Here is a 21707-nt window from a genome sequence, read left to right on the forward strand (position 1 = left end):
CTACCACCAGGTAGGCCCCGAGACGGGGACCGCCACTTCAAGTTCTACGAGCTACGGGACAACCTCCGAGATCCTGCGAGCGGTGGAGGCACCGCTTGGGCACCGACTGCCCACCGCGTACGTCGACCTGGCCCGTCGACACAACGGAGGTACATTGGCCCGCGATGCCCATCCCGCGCCCACTCGAACCACCTGGGCCGAAGACCACATTGGCGTGGTCTCGCTAGCTGCGATCGGTCGAACTGCGGACTTCAGCCTGTGCGGCGAGCGTGGGAGTGCATTCTGGGTGGCGGAATGGGGCTACCCCGACATCGGTATCTACATCGCGGATTGTCCTTCGGCCGGCCACGACATGATCGCCCTCGACTACCGCTCACCTGGCGAGCCGACCGTCGTCCACGTCGACCAGGAGTGGGGTTACCGAGTCACGGTCCTCGCCCCCGACTTCGAAACCTTCGTTACAGGGCTCGTCTACGAGTCCAAGTACGACATGGACGACGCGGCGCCAGATCCGCAGCGATGAAGACCTGATGTCCATCCCGTCTGCCATCGACCCACTCGTCTGGGCGAACTTGAACCCGAAGGTCATTCAGGCGCTCCTGGGGCACGCCACGATCGCCGAGACGATGGACACCTACGGCCACCTGTTCCCCAACGATGAAGATCTGGACAGAGGTGCGGTCGAAACCATGATCGCAGCGGTGCTGGCGAAACAGCGCCGGAACAGCGGGACCTGACCCGATCACAAACGCAGGTCGGAGACGTAGAGGCGGACGAGTCGGCCTGTAGGCCGGGTTCTGTGGCCGGCTTTCGCCGGCCGGCGGCCATCCATCTAGGACCGCCGTTGCCGGCGGTCTCAAGCGGTCTACCCGCGCGGCTCGGGCGGGCAGCCCTCGAACGTCGCGCGCGGGACGCTCCTCGCGAAGCGTCCCTTCTTGACCTTGCTCCAGGTGGGGTTTACCGAGCCGCCCACGTCACCGTGGGCGCTGGTGGTCTCTTACACCACCGTTTCACCCTTACCCCCGCGAAGGGGGCGGTCTGTTTTCTGTGGCACTGTCCCGCGGGTCGCCCCGGGTCGGCGTTACCGACCACCTCGCCCTGTGGAGCCCGGACCTTCCTCGGCGGGGCCGTGCCGAACACGAGACCCCGACGCGGCCGCCCGGCCGGCTCGTCCGCCGTGCGTCCCAGCCTAACGGCCTCCCAAGCACTGTCCAACCCGGCGGCAAGCGTCCGGAACCGGATATCACCGGCATCGTACGGCGCGAGCCGCCGCCGGGCCCGGGTCAGCCCAGGTGAGCGGTGTCGTTGAGCGCCCGCACGACCGCGGGGCCGTCGGCGTAGTAGTCGATCACCGAGAGGCACGCCACATCGAGATGCATTCGGTAGAGCGCCTCCGGAGGCGCCATGAGCGCGAAGCGGACCAGCAGCTTGATCGGGGTCACGTGCGAGACCACGAGCACGGTCTTGCCCTCGTGCTCGGCGATGATCCGGTCCCTGGCCCGCTCGACCCGCTGTCCCGCGGCGGCGAAGCTCTCTCCTCCGGGCGGGGCGACGGAGGGGTCGCCGAGCCACGCCGCCAACTCCGCCGGCCAGCTCCGCTGGATCTCGGCGAACGTGTGGCCCTCCCAGGCGCCGAAGTCGGCCTCCCTGAGGTCCTGCTCGATCCGCACCGGAACGCCGGTACGCGCGGCGACCGCCTCTGCCGTCTGCCTGGCCCGCGTCAGCGGGGAACTCACGATCACGTCGACGGCGTACGGCTCGCGCGAGAGCCGGAGCGCGGCGGCCTCGGCCTGGACGCGCCCCTTGGGTGTGAGGGAGGGATCACCCAGGCCGGAGAAGCGCTTCTCCACAGAGAGCGGCGTCTCCCCGTGCCGGAGCAGCAGGAACGACGTGGCGACACGGGTGGGCCGGGGCATCCAGCCGGTGCCCTCGGCCCTCGTTCCGGCCTTGCCCTCGGTCCTGTCCTCGCCCCTGCTCTCGGCCCGCTCTGGCGCCACGCCCCCGGAAAGGGTGACGGTCCCAGAGGGGGTGACCAGCTCGGAGGGGGTGACCAGCTCGGAGGGGGTGACGGCCTCGAACAGGGTGGCGGGGGCGGGCGGAGTGACCGGCGCGGAAGGGGTGATGGGCGCGGTCACGGAGGCGGCGACGCCCGTGGACTCCCACTTCAGGCCCTTGGCGGCGGCGTCCATCGCCTCGTTGGCGAGGCGGTCGGCGTGGCTGTTCTGCGCGCGCGGAATCCACTTCCAGGTGACCCGCAGCCGCCGCGCGAGCGCGCCCGCTTCGAGCGCGAGCGGCCGCAGGCCCTCGTTCTTGATCTTCCAGCGGCCGGCCATCTGCTCGATGACGAGCTTGGAGTCCATCCGCACCTCGGCGGAGGCCCCCTCGCCACCGAGCGCCAGCAGGGACTCAAGGCCCGCGATCAGGCCGCGGTATTCGGCGACGTTGTTGGTCGCGGTGCCGATCGCCTCGGCGGACTCGGCGAGCACACGACCGTCGGCGTCCTTCACCACGGCCCCGTATCCCGCGGGACCGGGATTGCCCCGGGAGCCGCCGTCGGCCTCGACGAGGAACCTCACAGGCCGGACTCCGCGGTGCGGACCAGGATCCGGCGGCACTCCTCGCAGCGGACCACCTCGTCGTGCGCGGCCGCGCGGATGCGGTTGAGGTCGGCGATGGACAGGCTGGTCCGGCAGCCGAGGCAGCGGCCGCCGTGCAGCATCGCGGCGCCGACCCCCGACTGCTCACGCAGCTTGCCGTACAGCGCCAGCAGGTCATCGGGGATGTCGGCGGTGATCGCGGGGCGCCGGCTCTGGAGCTCGGCCGCCTCCTTGTCGATCTCCGCGAAGGCCCCGTCGCGCCGGCCTTCGGCGACCGCCAGCGTCGCCGCCACCTCGTCGCGCCGTCCCTTGACGGTCTCGACCCGCGCGTCGGCCGCCTCGCGGCGCTCCATGATCTCCAGCACGACCTCTTCGAGGTCACCCTGGCGGCGCTGCAGGGAGGCGATCTCGGACTGGAGGCTCGCCAGGTCCTTCGGGGAGGTCACCTGACCCGAGTCGAGCCGCTTCTGGTCGCGGTCGGCCCTGAGGCGGACGGCGTCCACGTCCGCCTCGGCCTTGGTCTGCTCCCTGGCCAGGTCACCGGCCTCAGTCTCGGCGGCGATCGCCTCCGTGGCGGCCCGGGCGAGGTTCTTCGACAGGTCGTCGATCTCGGCGAGCTCGGGCAGGGTGCGGCGGCGGTGCCGCAGCCGGTCGAGACCCGCGTCGAGCTCCGCCAGATCGAGCAGACGCTTCTGTGCTTCGGGTGCGGCCTTCATCCCAGATCCTCAAGGTGCTCGCGGGGGCGAATACGGTGTCGTCGACGTCCACGCGTCGGTGACGATGCGGGAGACGCGCGCCTCAACATTAATGCCCTTCGCGGCCAGCGCGGACGTCAGACGCTCGGCGGCGTCGGCCAGCCAGGGCCACTCGGTCGCCCAGTGCGAGGCGTCGATCAGCGCGGGGCCTCCCTCGGCCTCCATGAACTCGCTCGCCGGGTGGTGGCGGAGGTCGGCGGTCAGGAACACGTCGGCTCCCGAGGCGCGTGCCGTACCGAGGAGGGAGTCGCCCGCTCCCCCGCTGACCGCGACGGTGACGACGGGGCGGTCGGGGTCGCCGGCCACGCGCAGCGGGCCGGCCGTGCCGGGCAGGCCGGAGGCGGCGCGCTCGGCGAAGGCGCGCAGGGTCATCGGGGACGGCAGCGTCCCGATCCGGCCGAGGCCGCGGCGCGGGTCGTCCACGGCGGGTAGCAAGGGGCGCAGTTCACCGGACAGGCCGACGGCGCGGGCCAGCGCGTCGGAGACACCGGGGTCGGCGACGTCGGCGTTGGTGTGCGCGGTGTAGAGGGCGACGTCGTTCCTGATCAACCGGTGGATCACACGGCCCTTGAAGGTGGTGGCCGCGACGCTGGTCGTGCCCCGCAGATAGAGAGGGTGGTGCGTGACGATCAGATCCGCGCCGTATTCGAGCGCCTCGTCCACGACGACCGAGACCGGGTCGACGGCGAAGAGGATCCTTCTCACGTCCTGCGCGGGATCACCGCACACCAGCCCGACCGCGTCCCAGGACTCCGCCCAGGCGGGGTCGTACAGTGTCTCCATCTGGGCAACGACGTCCGCAAGCACACGCGCAGACTACCGCCGCCGGGGCTTTCCGAGATCACCACGGTCGCCTACCGTGAATGGATCCAGGCTCGGCCGATCGGGAGAGCGGTGAGTGTAACGTCCCGGACCAACACCGTATAGAAGGGACTCCAGCATGCCCTCTCGCGATCTCCACAGGGACGCGGTCGTCGCCGACACTCACAACGACCTTCTCATGGCCGTCTCGGCCCGCCCGCCGCACCAGTGGGCCTCGTTCTTCCGGCGCCAGTGGCTGCCGCAGCTCGTCGAGGGCGGGGTGGACGTCCAGGTCCTCCCGGTGTTCATCGACCGCGAGTTCCGCCCCGAGGGATCCCTCCGCCAGACGCTGCGGATGATCGAGTGCGCGCACGTGCTGGCCGAGGGCAACCCCGAGTCCGTACGGCTCTGCCTCGACGGCGACCAGATCGACGAGGCGCTCGCGCTCGGCCGGATCGCCCTGGTCCTGGCCATGGAGAGCATGCCGGGCATCGACGACAGCGTCGAGCTCATCCCGACCGTGCACCGGCTCGGCGTGCGGGTCGCCTCGATCGCCCACTGGGGGCGCACTCCGCTGGCCGACGGCAGCGGCGAGGACGCCACCGGCTCCCGGCTGACGGCCGCGGGCGTCGAGGTGCTCAAGGAGATGGAACGGCTGGGCATGATCTTCGACGTGTCGCACCTCGGGGCGACCGGCGTGGAGCACGTCCTGGAGATCGCCACCCGTCCGGTCATGGCCACGCACTCCTCCGCCCGCGCGCTGCGCGACCACCATCGCAACCTCACCGACGCGCAGCTCCGCGGCGTCGCCGCGACCGGCGGCGTGATCTGCGTGAACTTCCTCGCCGCCTTCCTCACCGAGGACGCGCGCGCCGCGACCGTGGACCATCTGGTGGATCACATCGAGCACATCGCGGGCGTCGCGGGCATCGACCATGTGGGTCTCGGCCCGGACTTCATCCGGGAGGTGTACGCCGACCTCACCCCGCCGTGCTGCGAGGACGTCAGCTTCAGCGGGCTCGACACGGACGCGGCCATCCCGGGCCTCGACGGCCCCAGGGGCATGCCGCTGGTCACCGAGGGGCTGCTCAAGCGCGGCTTCTCGGAGGAGGAGACCCTCAAGATCCTCGGTGAGAACGTGGCCCGCCTGTTCCGGGCGGAGCTGGGGCGCCCCCGGTGAATCTCGACGCGATGCTGGTCGATCTGGAGGAGCTCGTCCAGTGCGAGTCGTACTCCACCGACCATGCGGCCGTGGAACGCAGCGCGAAGGCGGTGGCCGCGCAGGGACTGCGCCTGCTCGGCGCGGAGCCCGAGACGATCGTGATCGACGGCGTCACCCACCTGCGGTGGTCGTTCGGCACGCCGCGGGTGCTGCTGCTCGGCCACCATGACACCGTGTGGCCGATCGGCTCCCTGCTCGCGCACCCCTGGTCCGTGATCGACGGCGTGGCCCGCGGGCCGGGGGTCTTCGACATGAAGGCGGGGCTCGTGCAGCTGTTCCACGCGCTCGCCTCACTGCCCTCTCTCGACGGGGTCTGCGTGCTGGTCGTGGGCGACGAGGAGCTGGGCTCGCCGACGTCCCGGCCGCTCATCGAGTCCGTCGCGGCGGGCTGCTCGGCCGCGTTCGTCCTCGAGGCGAGCGCCGGCCGGGGCGCGCTCAAGATCGCCCGCAAGGGTGTCTCCCGCTACGAGCTCCTCGTGTACGGCAAGGCCGCGCACGCGGGTCTCGAACCCGAGCTCGGCGCCAACGCGGGAGTCGAGCTGGCGCACCAGATCCTGGCGATCACGGAGATCGCGCATCAGGTGGACTCCTCGTCCGACGCGGGCATGGTCTCGGTCACGCCCACCCTGCTCTCGTCGGGGACCAGCACGAACACCGTCCCCGCGACGGGCCGGGTGGCCATCGACGTCCGTGTGCCCGACCTCGCGTCGCAGAGCCGGGTGGACGAGCTCATGCGTGCGCTCACCCCCCGGCTCCCGGGCACGCGGCTGGAGCTCCTGGGCGGCCCGAACCGGCCTCCCCTCGATCCCGCGTCGTCGGCCGCCCTGTTCGCCCGTGCCGTACGGACGGCGGAGGATCTCGGCATGGGACCGCTCGAGGGCGTGGCGGTCGGGGGCGCGTCCGACGGCAACTTCACCGCCGGTGCGGGCTGCCCCACCCTGGACGGCCTGGGCGCGGTGGGTGGTGGGGCGCACGCCGCGGACGAGCACGTGATCACGGGTGAGATGCCGGTCCGCGCGCGGCTGGTCGCGGCGCTCGTCGGCTCGGTGCTCGCGGAAACCGCGCCGTGACCGGCGGCGGGGACCACGGCGCGCCCGCCCCGGCGGCGGAAACCACGGGCACGACGGCGGACACGGCGGTGGACACGGTGGTGGACACGGTGGTGGACACAGCGGCGGAAACCACGGGCACGGCGGCGGACACGGCGGCGGCCGAAGCCGCGGCGAGAAGCGGCGTGCGGATCCGCGAGCTGCACGACATTCCGGACTTCGAGCGGGTGGTCCGGGTGTTCGATGAGATCTGGCACCCTGAACCCCACAATCCGCCCATCACCGTGGAGCTCATGCGCGCGCTGTCGCACGCGGGGAACTACGTGGCGGGGGCGTTCGACGGGGACACCCTCGTCGGGGCCTCCGTCGGGTTCTTCGCCGCCCCCGCGGGCGAGGCCCTGCACTCGCACGTCACGGGCGCCGTCAGGCGCGGCGCGGGCTTCGCGCTCAAGCTCCACCAGCGGGCCTGGGCCCTGCGCCGGGGCCTGCGCCGGATCACCTGGACCTTCGACCCGCTCGTACGGCGTAACGCCCACTTCAACCTGGCCAAGCTGGGCGCCCTGCCGGAGGAGTACCTGCCCGAGTTCTACGGGCCGATGGCCGACGCCGTCAACGCCGACGACGAGTCCGACCGTGTGCTCGCGGTCTGGCGGCTGGACGCTCCCCGCGTCGTCCGGGCATGCGGGTTCGCGCCCTACCTTCCGGAGGTTCCCGGTGACGCGGTCAGGGGAATCTCCGACGAGGGCGGACGACCGATCGCCCGCGCGGTGGACGGCCGGGTGATCCTCGTCGCCGTCCCCGAGGACGTCGAGACGCTTCGTCACGCCGATCCCGGTGCCGCCAAGGCCTGGCGGCACGCCGTACGCGAGGTCCTCGGCGGCCTCATGGACGGCGGCGCGCGGGTGACCGGGTTCGCCGGCGGTCACTACGTGGTCCTGACCGCGCCGGGTAGGCCACCGGGGGTGACACCCGGGAGCGCCGGTGTGGGCGGGGCGTGAACAGGTCGGAGAAGAGACCATGAAGATCACTGGGGTGGAGCTGCGCCGCATCGCGATGCCGCTGGTCGCGCCGTTCCGGACGTCGTTCGGCGTGGAGCGCACGCGTGACGTGCTGCTGGTGCGGGTGGTGACGCCGGACGGCGAGGGCTGGGCGGAGTGCGTGGCACTGTCCGAGCCGGTGTACTCCTCCGAGTACGCCGACGGGGCCGCCGACGTCATGCGCCGCTTCATGATCCCGGCTCTGACCGCGTTGCCGCAGGTCGACGCGTACGGCGTGGGCCGGGCGCTGGAGCCGTTCAAGGGCCACAGGATGGCCAAGGCGGCACTGGAGACCGCCGTGCTCGACGCCGGGCTCCGCGCCGCGGAGCAGCCGCTCTCCGATTTCCTGGGCGCGTCGCGGGAGCGGGTGCCCTGCGGCGTCTCCGTGGGCATCATGAACTCGATCCCCGAGCTGCTCGACGCGGTCGAGGGCTATCTGGCCGAGGGATACGTCCGGATCAAGCTGAAGATCGAGCCGGGATGGGACGTCGAGCCGGTGCGCGCGGTCCGCGAGCGGTTCGGCGACATCATGCTGCAGGTGGACGCCAACGCGGCCTACACGCCGGCCGACGCGCCGCACCTGGCCCGGCTGGACGCGTTCGGCCTGCTGCTGGTCGAGCAGCCGCTGGCGAACGACGACCTGGTCCGTCATGCGGAACTGGCCCGGCGGATGTCGACGCCGCTCTGCCTGGACGAGTCGATCGAGTCGGCCGCGCACGCCGCCGCCGCGATCTCGCTCGGCGCCTGCTCGGTGGTCAACATCAAGCCCGGCCGGGTGGGGGGCTACCTCGAGGCGCGCCGGATCCACGACGTGTGCCGCGCGCACGGGGTGGCGGTCTGGTGCGGCGGCATGCTGGAGACCGGCATCGGCCGGGCGGCCAACGTCGCCCTGGCCGCGCTGCCGGGGTTCACTCTGCCGGGCGACACGTCGGCGTCCCGGCGCTACTTCGCGACCGACCTCACGCCGCCGTTCGAGCTGCGCGACGGCCACCTCGACGTGCCCACGGGTCCCGGCATCGGGGTGGATCCGCTGCCCGACATCCTGGACGAGATCACCACGTCACTGGAGTGGATCCCGGCCTGACCTGCGGGTAGAGCTCGACTGTTGGGGGACTCTAGAGGGACGTTTGCCCAGTTTTGATGGATAATCTCCCTCTTATCCCCTCGTACTGACCTACTGTGATCATCTGGTCACGGGGGGATCGGGTGAGCGTTTGGCACGGATGGTCCATCAGGACGCGCCTGACGGTGGTCTCGAGCGTCGTCATGGCGCTGCTCTGCACCATCGCGACGGTGTTCATCCTGCTCGCCGTCCACGGCGGCGCCACGGACTACCGCGAGGAGCAGCTGGTCTCCGACGCCGTGCGGATCGTGCAACAGGTCCGGCGCAAGGGCATCCCCACCTCCATACCCGATCCCGGTGACGTCTCGGCCCAGCTGTACAACCCGGTCGGGACGCAGGTCGCCGCGACGCCGGACGTGAAGGGCATGCCGCCGCTCGGCGACTTCGGCACGCCCGACATCGACAACTACGCCATCAGGCACCTGTGCGACATGCCCTCCTTCCCCGGCGACTGCAAGATCGTGCTCGCCTTCCCGATCGACCTGGCGAACGGGGTCTGGTGGCTCTACGCCTCCACCGCGCAGGTGCCGTGGTACGTCAGCGCGCCGTTGCTGAGCACGCTCGTCGGCGGCTCGCTCCTGTTGGTCCTGCTGACGGCGCTGGGCGCCTACCGGACCGTCGGCAGGACGCTCGAACCGGTCGACGCCATCACCGACAAACTCGCGAAGATCACCGGCAGTGACCTCAGCCAGCGGGTGCCCGTCCCGCACTTCCAGGACGAGCTCAGACGGCTGGCCGAGACGGCGAACCAGACCCTGGACCGGGCCGAGTCCGCGGTCGACCAGCAGCGCCGGTTCGCCTCGGACGCCTCGCACGACCTGCGCAGCCCGCTGACCGCCATGCGCGCCGAGGTCGAGGAGGCGCTGCTCCATCCCGGCGAGACCGACTGGGAGGAGACGGGCAAGGCACTGCTGGAGAGCCTGGAACGGCTCCAGGATCTGGTCACCGACCTGCTGCAGATCGCCCGGCTCGACGCCGGCGCCCCGGGACAGCTGGAGCCGATCGACCTGGCCGAGATGGTGGCGTGCGAGCTCGACCGGCGGCAGCGCGGCGTCACGGTGACGCGGCGGCTCGCTCCCGGTGTGGTGATCAATGGTGATCGGCTCCGCCTCACCCGGCTGCTGACCAACCTCCTCGACAACGCCGAGCGGCACGCCGAGTCCAACGTGGCAGTCATCGTCGAGCGCCAGGGGGATTCGGCCGTGCTCGAGGTGGTGGACGACGGCGGCGGCATCACGCCCGACCAGCGGGAGATCGTGTTCCAGCGCTTCGCCCGGCTCGACGCGGCCCGCAGCAGGGACGCCGGGGGCACCGGCCTCGGCCTGCCGATCGCCCGGCAGATCGCGGAGAGCCACGGCGGTTCGCTGACCCTCGAGGACTCCGCCAAGGGCGCGCGGTTCGTGCTCCGGGTGCCCGTGGCCGGCTCGGCGACCGACTCGACGACCGACTCGGCGGCCGGCTGAGTCAGCGGGGCTCGTGGAAGGCGATGACCGTGGGAACCGGCGCCTTGAGCGCCTCCACGACGGCCTCCCCCAGTTGCTCCGGGCGTTCCGCCCTCCTCCCCCGCGCTCCGTACGCCGAGGCCAGGGTCATGAGGTCCGGCGCGTGGAGGTCGACCCCCACGGGCGGCATGCCGCGCCGCGTCATCTCGTCCCTGATCTCCCCGAAGCCGCCGTTGACCGCGACCACGATCGGCAGGCTGAGCCGCAGTTCGACGGCGGTCGCCAGCTCCTGGACGCTGAACTGCAGCGCGCCGTCCCCCGCCAGGACCACGACCGGCCGGTCCGGCCTGCCGACCTTGGCTCCGATGCCCGCGGGCAGCGCGAACCCGAGCGTGCCGTACCCGGCGGGGAACAGGAACCGGCCGGGCGGGTCCATGGGCATGCCGACGATCGCGCCGTGGTAGCTCATCATCGAGTTGTCACCGACCACGACCGTGTCCGCCGGCATGGCCTCGCGCAGCGCCACCAGTTGCGGCGCCCACCTGTGGGTGAGATCGCGCAGCTCCGCGTCGCGCTCGCGCTCCACCGGGTCCTCCGGCACGGGCGCGTCACCCGCCGCCGGCACCCGTACGGCGAGGCCCTCAAGGGCGAGGGCGGCGTCCGCCACGACCGGCACGTCGGCCACGTGATCCCCGTACATCTGCCCGGGATCGACGTCCACCCGGATGAGCGTGCCGGTCAGGGTGAAGCGGTCCTCCCACAGATCCGCGGGACCGAGTTCGGTGCCGACCGCGAGCACGACGTCACAGGAGGCGAGCCAGCGGCGGACGCCGGCGAGGTGGAGGGTGGCCCCCAGGCACAGGGGGTGGCTCTCCGGAACGGCGCCCTTGCCGTTCACCGTCGTGACGACACGGGCCCCGGTGCGCTCGGCCAGCTCCATCGCGAGCCGTCCGGTGACCGGCTCGTCACGGCCGGGCTGCTGCGCCCCGCCGCCGAGGACGATCCCCGGCCGCCGCGCCGCGCGCAGGAGCCGGGCGGCCTCGTCCAGCGCGCCGGGGTCCGGGACGCGCGGCATCGGCCGGTACGGCGTCGCGAGGTCCGCCGTCCCTACGCGTTCGAGCAGGTCGGCGGGCACCTCGACGTGGACGGGGCGCGGGCGGCCCTCCGTGAAGGCGGCGAACGCGCGGGCGACGGCGGCGGGGATCTCCCGGATCGAGGTGACGCGGTGGCTCCACGCGCAGAGCGCGTCCAGGGCGCCCGACTGGTCCTTGCTCTCGTGCAGGTAGCCGCGTCCCAGCCGGGGATGGTCGGTCGGCACTCCGGGTGACAGCAGCAGGACGGGCGAGGAGTCGGAGTACGCCTGGGCGAGCGCCGTCGCCGCGTTGACCACACCGGGACCGGTCGTGGTGACCGCGACGCCGGGGCGGCCGGTGACCCGCGCGTACCCGTCCGCCGCGTATCCGGCGCCCTGCTCGTGGCGCGGGGTCACGCAGGTGACGTTGTAGCGGGCCAGCTCCTGATAGACAGCCAGATTGTGCGTGCCGGGAATCCCGAAGATCGTGTTCACACCGTGGCCGCGCAGCGCGGCGACGAGCACTCCTGCCCCCGTGGCTTCCATTTCCACCCCCACCCGGAATTCGACCCTAGGGCTGGTACGTGCGCATCGTATCTTCGGGTTATCACAATGTGACAGAGAACCCCGTTTCCGGCCCATCCGGATATAAAGGTATTAGGGGGACTAAATTCTCAACGGACCACGATATTGGCGTCGGTCCGGCCGTTCAGAAGGTTGACGACGGACGCGACCGCCTGACGGGTCATCCGCTCCATCGACTGTTTCGTGTGGGACGCGATGTGCCCGGTGACATACATGCGGTCGCCGAAGTCGTTGAGCAGGTCCTTGGCGACGCTCGAATCCTGGTAGTAGCCGTCGAAGACCGCCATGCCGAGCAGTCCGGCGGCGAGCGCGTCACGCAGCGCCTCGGGGTCGACGACGCACGCGCGGGCGGTGTTGACGAGGATCGTTCCAGGTCGGACCCGCCCCAGGATCCGATGGTCGATCATTCCGGCGGTCTCCGCGTTGCCGCCCACCATGACGACGAGGACGTCGCTCCACTCGGCGAGCTCGGGCAGCTGTCTGAACCGCAGTCCCAGGGCCCGCTCCTGGTCCTCTCTCCGGGTGCGGTTGTAGTAGGAGACCCGGCAGCCGAACCCGCGGCTCAGGATCGTGGCGATGCGCGTGCCGATCTGCCCGAGCCCGACGATGCCGATCTTCTTGCTGACGAGCTCGTCGGGCAGCTCGCCCGCGTCCGTCCAGTGCGGATAGACCGTGCCGAGGTGCCGCGGGATGCGCCTGCCGGCGTTGATGATCTGCCCGATGGTGAATTCCGCCACCGCGTCGGGAGTGCGTTCCGGCGTGTTCGTCACGATGATCCCGCGCCGCCGGACCGCCGCGACGTCGATGAAGGTCTCGTAGCCGATCCCCAGGAAGGCGATGACCTTGAGGCCGTACGCGAGTTCCAGCGCCTCCTCGGACACGTGCTCCTCGCCCCCGTGCAGGTAGGCCACCGCGTCCGCGAGCTCGTGCCGCAGCGCCTGCGCGGTCAGCGGCTCACCGCGGCCGACCGGGACCACCTGGAAGCCGAGGCCGTACAGCGGGGCGAGAAGCCGCTCGTCGATGCCCGCACCGCTCACCACGATCTTCGCCGCGCCGACCACCGCCCCCATGCGCGCCGCCCCGTCAACCACGACATCCACGGCGGATATATGCCCGCTCGTCCGCATTTGAGGCATGATCAGGTCTTTCGGACTCAAAAGCTGGCATTTCGGATTTCCGATGCGGCAGCCCTTCTCGTCGAAAGACCTCATCACGGCCCGGGAGCCGGTCGCGCCGCGTCGGGAAACCCGAAATACCACAACGGTGTTGGCGTCCCCAAGTGTAGGTCCGGCCAGGACTGTCGGCCTCCCACCGGCGGGGAATTTCTCCTTGACTTATTGTTGTAATCGAATTCAGCGGTAAGAATGGCTCCAATCCGTGCCGACGACGCAGCCGGCCGGGTCGTCGTGGCGAGGGGGATCCATGAAACTTCAGCCGCGCCAGCAGCTCCTGGAGCTCTGGGAGGCCACAGCCCGCACCTCTTACCAGGAGAGGTCGTGGGTCTGGGGTGGGCGCGACGGCTCCAACTCGATCTCGGACGCCGAGCAGCTCCTGTGCCTGATGTATCCCGCGGCGGAGCTTCCCGGCTTCCGGCTCGACACTCCGGACGAGACGTCGGACGACGTCCTCGACACGCTGGGCACGCTGGGCGACAGCGTCGAGATCCCCCGGCTGCTCCTGCGGCTCTTCTCGCACTACCTGCACACCTACACGGGCGCGGACGGCAAGGCGATCTTCTCCGGCGGCAGCTACTTCCAGCCCTCCGCCCCCGACGACGAGATCACCCCAGACCAGCGCGAGATCGACGTCGTCGACTCCTACTCGATGTCGATCACGCTCATGCTGAGCATTCTCGGCTTCCTGAAGGTCTTCCGGCAGAGCGTGCGGCGTGAGGGCATCCGCAGGGAGATACGCGAGCTGGAGACCCTGGCCAGCAACCGGCTCTCGGCCGCCATGGTCGGCATGCTGCGCAGCTTCTCCGTCAACACCTTCGAGCCCGGGTCACCGCAGGGACAGGCACTGCTGCGCACCGCCAACCAGACGGGCGCGCCCACGCGGCGGGTCCTCGACGACTTCCAGAAGCAGCTCCAGGCGGTCCGGGCCGGCCTGCGCGACCTCACGATCGGTTCCGGCGTCGTCGATCTCGACAACCCGAACCTGCTCTTCGAGTGCGGCTGGTCCTGGGGGGTCGTCAAGGACGCCCCGACCGTCGACACCGAGCGGGAGGTGGGCCCACAGCCCAAGGGCATCGCGGCCGACACGCCCTACCTCTACTTCACGGTGAACGCCCTGGTCGGTCTGGTCGACCTGTGGTCGGAGCGCACCCGAGTCCTCGGCCTGCTCGACGACTCCCAGCAGCAGCTCGCCGCCGCGCTCCAGCTCCGCTGGGACCTCACCCAGGGCTACTGGCGCACCGTCGCCACGTACGGCAGGGGCCGCTGGCCGCTGGAGGACATCCCGTGGCGGACCACCGACGGCAAGGAGTCCGACTACTACAGCCTCGGCGTCACCGCCATGGTCGTGCAGTACCTCTCCCGCAACAGAGCCGGCGACGTGGACCTCAACCGGGTCGCGGGCGTCCTGGAGGAGCTGGCGATGCGGGCGCGCATCACCCGCCGGGCGATCCCCGGCGACCCGCCGGTCGCCTTGCACGCGCCGGGCGTACGGGTGAACCTCTCCGGCACTGAGGAACTCGGCCCCCCGATGATCTGGGTCGTCTCCGACTTCGCCATCACGCTGCTCAAACGGACGATCTGGGTGGCCAACGTCGCGCAGAGCTCGCGCACCAGAGAGCGGCTGCACAACCTGGCCGACCTGATCTGGCAGCACATCCTGTCGCGCCAGTTCAACAGCGGCCTGCACAAGGGCCTGTGGGACCAGCCCGCGAACGCCTTCCCCGACGTCGTCATCCGGCAGGAGCAGCCCTCGTGGTACTTCACTGAGCGGATCGTGGAGTTCCTCGTCTCGCTGGCCCAGGCGTCGGGCGAGTCGCCGCTGCGCAGCGCGCAGCTCTTCGACATCGCCAGCGACATGCTGAGCGAGGCCGAGCATCTCCTCAACAGGGAGCAGGTCCTGCGCCCGGTCCTGCCGGGGCAGAACATCCGCTCCAGCGTCAGCGGCGTCCAGGCGGGGCTGCAACGGGCCCGCGCCATCATGGGCGAGCGCCCGGCCAGCGCGATCGCGCTGATCACCAACGCCCTGCTCGAACTGGAACGTCAGGCGACCGCTCGCGAGAACGCCTCGGAGGCGATGTAGCGATGCTCGTGTTCGCCATCTCCGACAAGGGCGGCACGGGCCGCTCGGTCACCAGCAGCAACATCGTGTACCGCCGCGCGCTCCAGGGCAGCGACGTGTGCTACCTCGACTTCGACTTCGGTTCTCCCACGGCCGGGGCCATCTTCAGCGTCAGCTCGGTGGCGCGGGGCACCGCGCAGGGCGGCATGCACCGCTACCTGGAGGGCCGGATCGCCGATCCGCACCGGATCGACATCTGGTCCGAGTCCGACCGCGAGGGGCTGCGCACCAAGCCTCCCGGAGCGGGCCAGATGGTGCTCTTCCCCGGCGACGAGGGCGGCGGCGAGTTCTCCACGGTGAGCGAGGAGATGCTGCAGCGCTGCGTGCGGCTCTTCGCCCGGCTGGAGGAGGAGTTCGACCTGTGCCTGGTGGATCTCAGCGCCGGCCGCTCGTTCGCCGCGCAGATGGCGCTCGCCGCCACGGCGCGGCTGCCCGGGGTTCCCTACCGCTGGCTCGTCTTCCACCGGTGGACCCGGCAGCACATCATCGCGGCCGACGGCCTCGTGCGTGGTCAGCAGGGCCTGCTGGCGGTGGGCGTGCAGCACGGGCACGACGAGGAGGTCCTGGCCGACCACATCCGCTTCGTCCGCACCGCCGTTCTCGAACCCGACGCCGCCGAGCTGGAGGGGCTGCGCGAGACGCAGAAGGCCTGGTTGAACGAGTGCGACCGCGAACTGCGCGAGCTGGCCGGCCGGCACCGGGTGGGACGGACGTCGATGCTCGGCAAGATCCCGCTCGATCCGGTGCTTCAGTGGCGCGAGCAACTCATCTCCGACGAGGACGTGCTGTCCAGCCAGATCGCCAACGCCGAGACCGTCGCGGCCTTCGACGACCTGGCCAAGAAGATCGTCGACGACAGCGCGTGGGAGGCTCTGTGACACCGGCGTACGCCACGTTCGGTGAGGTCGCGGCGGAGCGCAGGATCGCCTCCGCCCCGCTGTCCCACGTGTCCATCGAGCTGGGACACCTCTACATGGAGGACTTCCAGGCGGGGCCGGAACGGCTCAGGGAGCAGTTCCGGCAGGTGGCGCCGTGGGCGGAGACCATGCGCAGGAGCTGGCAGTCCCGGGTGCCCGGCGGCCGGGCCAGGGTCAGCACCTGCTTCCTGATCGACGACTACTTCAGCAGGTTCAGCACCCCGGCCGAGCTGGTGCCCATGGTGCTTGAGGCGGCGGCGGAGTGCGACCTGACCATCGACTACCTCGCCCGCGAGTCCGCCTGCGCCGAGGCGGACGGTGTGAAGCTCGCCCGGCTGGTGGAGGACCGGCTGGTCACCGACCCGCCCGCCGACACCAACGGCGCGCGCCCGCCGGTGACCGAGACGGGCTGGCTGTGCAACGGCGCGAGGTCCCCACACGGCGGTGCCGTACAGGCGATGGGGTCGGCGCGGGGGTGGGAGCCGCCCGCGCAGAACGCCAAGCGGCGGCACTCGATCTTCGTCGACGTCGAGCTGTGGGACACCGACAGCCGGGGACGCACCTGGTCGTGCCCGTTCCTCGCGGCGGTCTGGCAGCTGCTCCGCCTGGGGTTGATCCGCAACGAGGGCGAGCTGCCGGTACGGCCGCGGCCACGCGGTCCGTCGTTCCCCTCGGACTGGGACGAGCTCCCGGCGATCGTCCAGCTCAACCCGGCCGCCGCCCCGTTCAGCGCGTACTCCACGCTGTCGGTGCTCTCGTCGCGCTTCCTACCGGTCGAACTCGCCGTACGGACGATCCTCAGCCAGGTCTTCGTGGACGCCGAGGTGCTGGGGCAGGTGGCCGCGCGAAGCGCGGGTGAGGGCATCCCCCTGCGGGACGAGCTCGTCGATCGAATCTCCTACGTCTTTCTGGGAGTGTGACCCGCCGGATCCGTGATCGGAGCGCACATGCTGGTGATGGGGGAAGTCCGGACCGGGCTCCTGCAGAACTCCGGGGAGATCCCCGAATCACTGTGCCAGAGCGTCCTCGGACTGCTGTCCGGTGAGCGGGTGCGGGTCTCGCGCCGCCCCATCGTGTACGCGGTGTCGCCGGACCAGCTCACCGGTGTGGACTGCCGGCTGGCGTCCGCGTCGCGGGCCAGGGTCAGGGGCGTCGGGACGGTGTTGTCCCGGGCCTCGGTGACCGGCGGGCGGCTGCTGCAGGGGTCCTCGCACATCCGGGTGGTGCGCAGCGAGTCCGACCACCGGCTGTCGTGGTCGCACTACCTGGCCAGGCCGGGCGTCGTCGAGGTCTTCGGCAAGGTACGCGTCCCCAATCTCGCCGAGGGTTTCGCCGAGAACGGCGCGCGGGACGACTGCCTTGACCTGGGCAGCGTGAGCGAGCGGTTCATGGACGCGGTTCAGGCGTCCCCGTTCCTGGACAGGAAGGCGCCGTTCAGGAGCGCCAGGACACGGCTGCGCTGGGTGGCGGAATGCGGGGGCGCGGGGAGCACCGGCACAGGGAGCACAAGCACAAGCACGGGCGCGGGCACGGGCACGGGCGCGGGCACGGGCACGGGCGCGGGCGCGGGCACGGGCACGGCGGGCGGGAGCGCGGCGGGCGGAGGCGCGGAAATCCCTGCGACCGGCGCTCTCTCCCCGGAGGGCCCGGCCATCCGGTTCACGCTCGGTCGTGACCAGGTGCGGACGCTGCGTCTGGTCCTGCCGGGCGGGTTCACCCCCGGCGTCGTGGACTTCTGCGAGGACCTGGCGCTGCACGACTGGCTGCTGACGACCCTGCTGGTCATCGTCGAGAGGGCCAGGGTCGGCACCGCCACGCGGGGGGAGGTCACGGCGAAGCTGGCTCCCGCGGTGGACCACCTGCTGCACCTGTGGATGCCGGCAGCCCGGCTGGACGAGGGGTTCGCGCCCTTCTGGGAGACCCTGGAGCGCCGCCCCGGATTCAGCCGTCAATGGCAGTCACTGGTCGAACGCGTACGCGACCAGATCGCGATCAACACGTTGGCTCTTCTCAGGGAAGCGGGCGGGTGGTAGATGCCGGTGCCAGGTAAGACGAGGTTCGCGCCCGAGATCATCCCCCGCACTCTCCGGAAGATCCTCATCACCGCGGCCGTCGGGGTTCCCACGTACTCCCTGACCAACGACAACGGACCGGCCTTCGACGGCGAGCACACGGCGTGGTCGCTGCTGCTGACGGTGTTCATCAGCGCCGTGGTGTTCCTGACGCAGTACCTCATCGAGGTCGACAGGCAACTCGAGGCGACCCGGCACGAGATGATCATCGGTCTGTCGCGGATCACCAAGGCGACCGAGCTGTTCAACCGGGTGGAGGCGTCGGCGGTGCAGACCGACGTGATCACCCAGCTGGTGAGCAACGCGACCAGGGTCGACAAGGAGATGCCCGCGCTGGTCCAGGCGTTCGCGCAGTCGGAGATCGCGCGGATATCCACGCTGCTGCGCGAGCTCAGCGAGGGCAACGTCATCTATGAGGGCGAGGACCGCGACTGGCTGCTCGGCCTGACCCGGAACACGCAGCGGACTCTCGACGCCCTCAGCCTCAACGTGGTGGACCAGGGGCCGAGCGAGTTCGACGGCGGCTTCTGGACGACGGACGCCGGCCAGCGCTATCTGGAGGCCCAGCGGGACCGGCTCAGGGGCGGGGTGCGGATTCGTAGGATCTTCTTCGTGGACCGCACGGAACGCGTGGAGTCGGAGATGTTCCGGCGGATCTGCAAGATGCACACGGAGATCGGGATCGATGTGCGGATCCTGACGCCCGGTCACCTGTCCAGCCCGCTGGGGTTGCTCGACTTCATCGTCTTCGACGACGACGTGAGCTATGAGATCACGCCGTCCGCGCCGCAGGTGGGCCAGATCACCACGCACACGTTCGTGCACACCCTGCTGGTGCTGGAACCGCCCCGGGTCAGGCAGCGGATCGAGCGGTTCAAGGAGCTGTGGGAGCTGGCGTCGGAGCCGTTGTGAACGACCGGTCGGGGCGGCAGATGTCCAGCCTGTCCCGGGTCTCCTCGTCGGCGCGGCCGTTCAGGACGGCCGAGACCAGCTCGGCGGTGGCCGGCGCGAGGGTGACGCCGAGCCCGGCGTGCCCGGTCGCGGCCAGCAGCCTGCGGTGGTCGTCGACGTATCCGATGATCGGGATGTGGTCGGCGCTCGCCGGGCGCAGGCCCGCCCAGTGGTGCTCGATCGGCCATTCCGCCACCGCCGGCATCAGGGTGGCCGCCCATCTGCTGACCTCGTCCCGCCCGGCGGCGGTCGGGGTGGGGTCCCCGACGCCCTCCTCGTACGTCACGCCGACGGCCAGCCGCCCGTCGTGCCGGGGCACCAGATACGGGTAGCCGGTGTGGCCGTCCGCAGTGATCTCGGCGAAGACGTGGTGGCGCAGCGGGTAGGTCGTGAAGCCGGGGCGGCGCACGTTGAACGCCTCGCCCTTGATCGGCAGCATGACGTCGGCGAGGGAGGGCAGCAGCAGCCCGCTGAGGTGGCCGGCGGCCACGACGACCGTGTCGGCGTGGATCACGCCGCCGTCGTGCAGCTCGACCAGCGCGCCCTCGGGGCTGGATGCCACGCGTAGGGCGCGGTCCCCCACCCGGACGCCGACGCCCGCGCGCTCCATCGTGCGGCGCAGGGCCTCCATCAGCTCGCGCGGGTCGAGGGCGAGCTCCTCGGGCAGCAGGAACCCGCCGACCACGGCCTCGCTGAGGAGGGGTTCGAGCGACCTGGCCTCGGCGGCGGTGAGCTGCTCGACCGCGAACGGCGAGGCGACCCACTTGGGCAGCACCACGGTCTCCAGGCGCGTCATCTCGTCGTCGTCGAGGGCCACCTGGATGTCGCCGCCGTCCAGGACCGCGACCTCGAATCCGGAGACCTCGGCCAGCTCGTCCAGCCAGCCGGGGTAGAGATCGCGGCTGTACTTGATCACGGGGCTCAACCGGCCGAGGCAGGAGCCCTCCGTCTGGGTGAGGATGCCGCCCATCGCCGCGTCGGAGGCCCCGAGGCCGAGCTTCGGCGCCGCCTCGACGATGACGACGCTCCTGCCCTCCGACCTGATCCTGTGCGCGATCGCGCATCCGATGACTCCGCCGCCAACGATCGCGACATCACAGGTCTCACGCACGCAAGCTCCCCATGCTTCGCCGTTTCCCGGCTTCCACAGTAGGTGAGGTCAGGACATTCAAGAAGGTCACACACGCGTGGCCCGCCCGAACTTTATCGCGAAAGAATCTTGGGAGTGGGGCGAACGCGCGAGATTGCTGGAGTTCCCCGTTGCGCCCCTATTGGATCGCTCGTACAACTCAAAGGGGGAGAATCCGGGAGAGGGAGGGCGTATGAGCAGGACCGCCGTCATCACGGGCGGGGCCTCGGGGATCGGCCGGGCGGTCGCCCGCGCGCTGGTCGCGCGGGGCCTGCACGTCACGATCGCCGACATCCGGCACGCCGAGAAGGCGGCCGGGGACCTCGGCTGCGCCCACGCCGCGCTCGACGTGACCGACGCGGCGGCCGTACGCGACCTGCTCGGCGCGGTGCGGGACGAGCACGGGCGGCTCGACTACGTGTTCAACAACGCCGGGATCGCGATCGGCGGGTACGCGGACGAGCTCACGCTCGACCACTGGAACGCCGCGATCGACGTCAACCTGCGCGGGGTGGTGCACGGCGTCCACGCGGCCTACCCGATCATGGTGCGGCAGGGGTTCGGGCACATCGTGAACACGGCGTCGCTGGCGGGGTTGACCCCGGCGCCGATGATGGCTCCGTACACCGCGACGAAGCACGCGGTGGTGGGCCTGTCGCTGGCGCTCCGCGCGGAGGCCGCGGCCAAGGGCGTACGGGTGAGCGTGGTCTGTCCTGGTTTCGTGGACACGCCGCTGCTCGACCACGCCAACCCGGGGCTGCCGCCTACGGAGGTCGGCGACCAGGCCCGGCGGGCGGCGGTGCGGGCGCAGGGGCGGCTCTACCCCGTGGACGCGATGGCCCGCGACATCCTGCGCGGGGTGGCGCGCGACCAGGCGTTCATCGTGGCGCCCGCCTCCGCCCGGTTCGCCTGGCGTCTCGCCCGGTTGTCGCCGGTCCTCGCGTCCCGGATCGCCGGTCTGGCGGTCCGCCGGGCGCCGTGGCGGGCCCCCTGGTGATCACGGGGCCCCGACCGTCGGGGCCCCGGCGGCCCCGACGGTCAGAGTGCCTGGTCGCCGCGGCCCCGGCGGTCAGAGCGCCTGGTATTCGAACCAGTCGAACCCGGCGGAGTTCGTGCCGGGGCCGCCGTTGGAGCTGGCGTACATGCCGACGTAGGCGCCGGTGAAGCCGCCCGCGACGGTGGAGCTGAGGATCCGGCCGTCGACGGGATCACCCAGGTCGCGCCACTCGCCCGGCGACGCGGCGTACCGCGCCTGGTAGTCCTGCCCGCGTGCCTCCACTCCCAGGTGGACACGGCCGGGAGGGATGTCCGCGCGGGCCAGCAGGCGATCGGTCCCGGCCTCCCGCCTGACCAGTTCGACCCCGCGCGCGGTCAGCACGACGAGGATGTGGAAGTCGTCGTTCTGGACCAGGGCCAGACCCGCGCACTCGTCGCCTTCCGGCGTGAAGTCGAGCGCGGTGTGCACGGCGAAGTCCCTGTGCTGCTGGCGCCTGGCGACCAGGCTCGGGTTCACCCGCTCCGCCAGCGTCTCCGGCCGCGCCCGCAACCAGAGGTGGCCGCCGGAGAGACTCCAGTACGGCTCGCGCGGTGTGCGCAGGTGGTTCCAGACGGGCGACAGCCGTACGGAGTCGAAGTGGTCGCAGGCGGGGGCGGCCGGAGAC

The 21707-nt window shown here is 71.1% G+C and carries 19 protein-coding genes, 1 other RNA gene and 1 pseudogene; 13 read left to right on the forward strand and 8 right to left on the reverse strand.

Features of this window, described 5'->3' with window-relative positions:
* Positions 1 to 523: SMI1/KNR4 family protein (locus IMZ11_RS38675; protein ID WP_228647873.1), on the forward strand; the 523-nt coding region annotated here is incomplete at its 5' end.
* Positions 524 to 530: 7 nt separating this feature from the next.
* On the forward strand, positions 531 to 737 hold the full coding sequence (locus IMZ11_RS38680) for an integrase (protein WP_228647874.1): 207 nt from the start codon (positions 531 to 533) through the stop codon (positions 735 to 737).
* A gap of 33 nt (positions 738 to 770) precedes the next feature.
* On the opposite strand, the gene rnpB is transcribed toward IMZ11_RS38680, so the two are convergent.
* The 4 genes from rnpB to IMZ11_RS38700 all read right to left on the reverse strand — a co-directional run bounded on the left by rnpB (position 771) and on the right by IMZ11_RS38700 (position 4159).
* Positions 771 to 1171: RNase P RNA component class A (gene rnpB / locus IMZ11_RS38685), an RNA gene on the reverse strand.
* A gap of 112 nt (positions 1172 to 1283) precedes the next feature.
* Positions 1284 to 2576, reverse strand: coding sequence for a bifunctional RNase H/acid phosphatase (locus IMZ11_RS38690; RefSeq protein ID WP_228647875.1), 1293 nt, complete (start codon positions 2574 to 2576; stop codon positions 1284 to 1286).
* Entirely contained in the window at positions 2573 to 3313 is a 741-nt protein-coding gene (locus IMZ11_RS38695) for a zinc ribbon domain-containing protein (RefSeq protein ID WP_228647877.1), read from the reverse strand. Before IMZ11_RS38695 ends, IMZ11_RS38690 begins: the two co-directional genes overlap by 4 nt.
* A gap of 9 nt (positions 3314 to 3322) precedes the next feature.
* Entirely contained in the window at positions 3323 to 4159 is an 837-nt protein-coding gene (locus tag IMZ11_RS38700; protein WP_228647879.1) for a Nif3-like dinuclear metal center hexameric protein, read from the reverse strand.
* Positions 4160 to 4292: 133 nt separating this feature from the next.
* On the opposite strand from IMZ11_RS38700, the gene IMZ11_RS38705 reads away from it, so the two are divergent.
* The 5 genes from IMZ11_RS38705 (at position 4293) to IMZ11_RS38725 (ending at position 10047) form a co-directional block, all read left to right on the forward strand.
* On the forward strand, positions 4293 to 5333 hold the full coding sequence (locus tag IMZ11_RS38705) for a dipeptidase (RefSeq protein WP_228647881.1): 1041 nt from the start codon (positions 4293 to 4295) through the stop codon (positions 5331 to 5333).
* Positions 5330 to 6445 carry a M20/M25/M40 family metallo-hydrolase gene (locus IMZ11_RS38710; protein WP_228647884.1) on the forward strand — a complete coding sequence of 372 codons (1116 nt, stop codon included), beginning with the start codon at positions 5330 to 5332 and terminating at the stop codon, positions 6443 to 6445. The genes IMZ11_RS38705 and IMZ11_RS38710 overlap by 4 nt, the downstream gene beginning before the upstream one ends.
* On the forward strand, positions 6442 to 7422 hold the full coding sequence (locus IMZ11_RS38715) for a GNAT family N-acetyltransferase (protein WP_308066897.1): 981 nt from the start codon (positions 6442 to 6444) through the stop codon (positions 7420 to 7422). Before IMZ11_RS38710 ends, IMZ11_RS38715 begins: the two co-directional genes overlap by 4 nt.
* A 19-nt stretch (positions 7423 to 7441) precedes the next feature.
* Complete coding sequence (menC, locus tag IMZ11_RS38720; RefSeq protein ID WP_228647886.1) at positions 7442 to 8545, forward strand: o-succinylbenzoate synthase; 1104 nt, start codon at positions 7442 to 7444, stop codon at positions 8543 to 8545.
* 122 nt (positions 8546 to 8667) lie between these two features.
* Positions 8668 to 10047 (forward strand): HAMP domain-containing sensor histidine kinase, encoded by a 1380-nt coding sequence (locus IMZ11_RS38725; protein ID WP_228647888.1) that lies wholly within the window; start codon positions 8668 to 8670, stop codon positions 10045 to 10047.
* Between the two features lies 1 nt (position 10048).
* Here IMZ11_RS38725 and IMZ11_RS38730 read toward each other — a convergent pair whose 3' ends face one another.
* On the reverse strand, positions 10049 to 11644 hold the full coding sequence (locus tag IMZ11_RS38730; protein ID WP_228647889.1) for a thiamine pyrophosphate-binding protein: 1596 nt from the start codon (positions 11642 to 11644) through the stop codon (positions 10049 to 10051).
* A 128-nt stretch (positions 11645 to 11772) separates the two neighbouring features.
* On the reverse strand, positions 11773 to 12783 hold the full coding sequence (locus IMZ11_RS38735; RefSeq protein ID WP_228647891.1) for a 2-hydroxyacid dehydrogenase: 1011 nt from the start codon (positions 12781 to 12783) through the stop codon (positions 11773 to 11775).
* 322 nt (positions 12784 to 13105) lie between these two features.
* Here IMZ11_RS38735 and IMZ11_RS38740 point away from each other — a divergent pair, with 322 nt between their 5' ends.
* Genes IMZ11_RS38740 through IMZ11_RS38760 form a run of 5 tightly spaced genes read left to right on the forward strand, consistent with a single transcriptional unit; the run spans position 13106 to position 18878 of the window.
* A complete protein-coding gene (locus IMZ11_RS38740) occupies positions 13106 to 14938 on the forward strand; it encodes an SCO2524 family protein (protein ID WP_228647893.1) in 1833 nt (610 codons plus the stop codon).
* A gap of 2 nt (positions 14939 to 14940) precedes the next feature.
* Complete coding sequence (locus IMZ11_RS38745; RefSeq protein WP_228647895.1) at positions 14941 to 15855, forward strand: SCO2523 family variant P-loop protein; 915 nt, start codon at positions 14941 to 14943, stop codon at positions 15853 to 15855.
* Positions 15852 to 16814, forward strand: a complete 963-nt coding sequence (locus tag IMZ11_RS38750) for an SCO2522 family protein (RefSeq protein ID WP_061255286.1) — start codon at positions 15852 to 15854, stop codon at positions 16812 to 16814. The genes IMZ11_RS38745 and IMZ11_RS38750 overlap by 4 nt, the downstream gene beginning before the upstream one ends.
* 27 nt (positions 16815 to 16841) lie before the next feature.
* Positions 16842 to 17927 carry an SCO2521 family protein gene (locus tag IMZ11_RS38755; RefSeq protein WP_228647897.1) on the forward strand — a complete coding sequence of 362 codons (1086 nt, stop codon included), beginning with the start codon at positions 16842 to 16844 and terminating at the stop codon, positions 17925 to 17927.
* 6 nt (positions 17928 to 17933) lie between these two features.
* The gene (locus IMZ11_RS38760) at positions 17934 to 18878 is read left to right on the forward strand and encodes a hypothetical protein (RefSeq protein ID WP_228647899.1); all 945 of its coding nucleotides are present in this window, start codon (positions 17934 to 17936) and stop codon (positions 18876 to 18878) included.
* On the opposite strand, the gene IMZ11_RS38765 is transcribed toward IMZ11_RS38760, so the two are convergent.
* The gene (locus IMZ11_RS38765) at positions 18841 to 20028 is read right to left on the reverse strand and encodes an FAD-dependent oxidoreductase (RefSeq protein ID WP_228647901.1); all 1188 of its coding nucleotides are present in this window, start codon (positions 20026 to 20028) and stop codon (positions 18841 to 18843) included. The two genes, IMZ11_RS38760 and IMZ11_RS38765, sit on opposite strands and share 38 nt — an antisense overlap.
* 211 nt (positions 20029 to 20239) lie before the next feature.
* Here IMZ11_RS38765 and IMZ11_RS38770 point away from each other — a divergent pair, with 211 nt between their 5' ends.
* On the forward strand, positions 20240 to 21043 hold the full coding sequence (locus IMZ11_RS38770; RefSeq protein ID WP_228647902.1) for an SDR family oxidoreductase: 804 nt from the start codon (positions 20240 to 20242) through the stop codon (positions 21041 to 21043).
* Between the two features lie 72 nt (positions 21044 to 21115).
* On the opposite strand, the pseudogene IMZ11_RS38775 reads toward IMZ11_RS38770, so the two are convergent.
* Positions 21116 to 21707 (reverse strand): annotated as a pseudogene (locus tag IMZ11_RS38775) (glycoside hydrolase family 43 protein); the annotation flags it as partial.

Source organism: Microtetraspora sp. AC03309 (assembly GCF_020826795.1).
In the GTDB taxonomy this organism is placed as follows: Bacteria; Actinomycetota; Actinomycetes; order Streptosporangiales; family Streptosporangiaceae; genus Microtetraspora; species Microtetraspora glauca.

What these genes read in the sequence shown, in the direction of transcription:
- IMZ11_RS38680 (WP_228647874.1), top strand. Translation starts at nt 531, where the DNA reads ATGTCCATCCCGTCTGCCATCGACCCACTCGTCTGGGCGAACTTGAAC.
- IMZ11_RS38695 (WP_228647877.1), bottom strand. Translation starts at nt 3,313, where the DNA reads ATGAAGGCCGCACCCGAAGCACAGAAGCGTCTGCTCGATCTGGCGGAG.
- IMZ11_RS38705 (WP_228647881.1), top strand. Translation starts at nt 4,293, where the DNA reads ATGCCCTCTCGCGATCTCCACAGGGACGCGGTCGTCGCCGACACTCAC.
- menC (WP_228647886.1), top strand. Translation starts at nt 7,442, where the DNA reads ATGAAGATCACTGGGGTGGAGCTGCGCCGCATCGCGATGCCGCTGGTC.
- IMZ11_RS38730 (WP_228647889.1), bottom strand. Translation starts at nt 11,644, where the DNA reads ATGGAAGCCACGGGGGCAGGAGTGCTCGTCGCCGCGCTGCGCGGCCAC.
- IMZ11_RS38740 (WP_228647893.1), top strand. Translation starts at nt 13,106, where the DNA reads ATGAAACTTCAGCCGCGCCAGCAGCTCCTGGAGCTCTGGGAGGCCACA.
- IMZ11_RS38745 (WP_228647895.1), top strand. Translation starts at nt 14,941, where the DNA reads ATGCTCGTGTTCGCCATCTCCGACAAGGGCGGCACGGGCCGCTCGGTC.
- IMZ11_RS38755 (WP_228647897.1), top strand. Translation starts at nt 16,842, where the DNA reads ATGCTGGTGATGGGGGAAGTCCGGACCGGGCTCCTGCAGAACTCCGGG.
- IMZ11_RS38770 (WP_228647902.1), top strand. Translation starts at nt 20,240, where the DNA reads ATGAGCAGGACCGCCGTCATCACGGGCGGGGCCTCGGGGATCGGCCGG.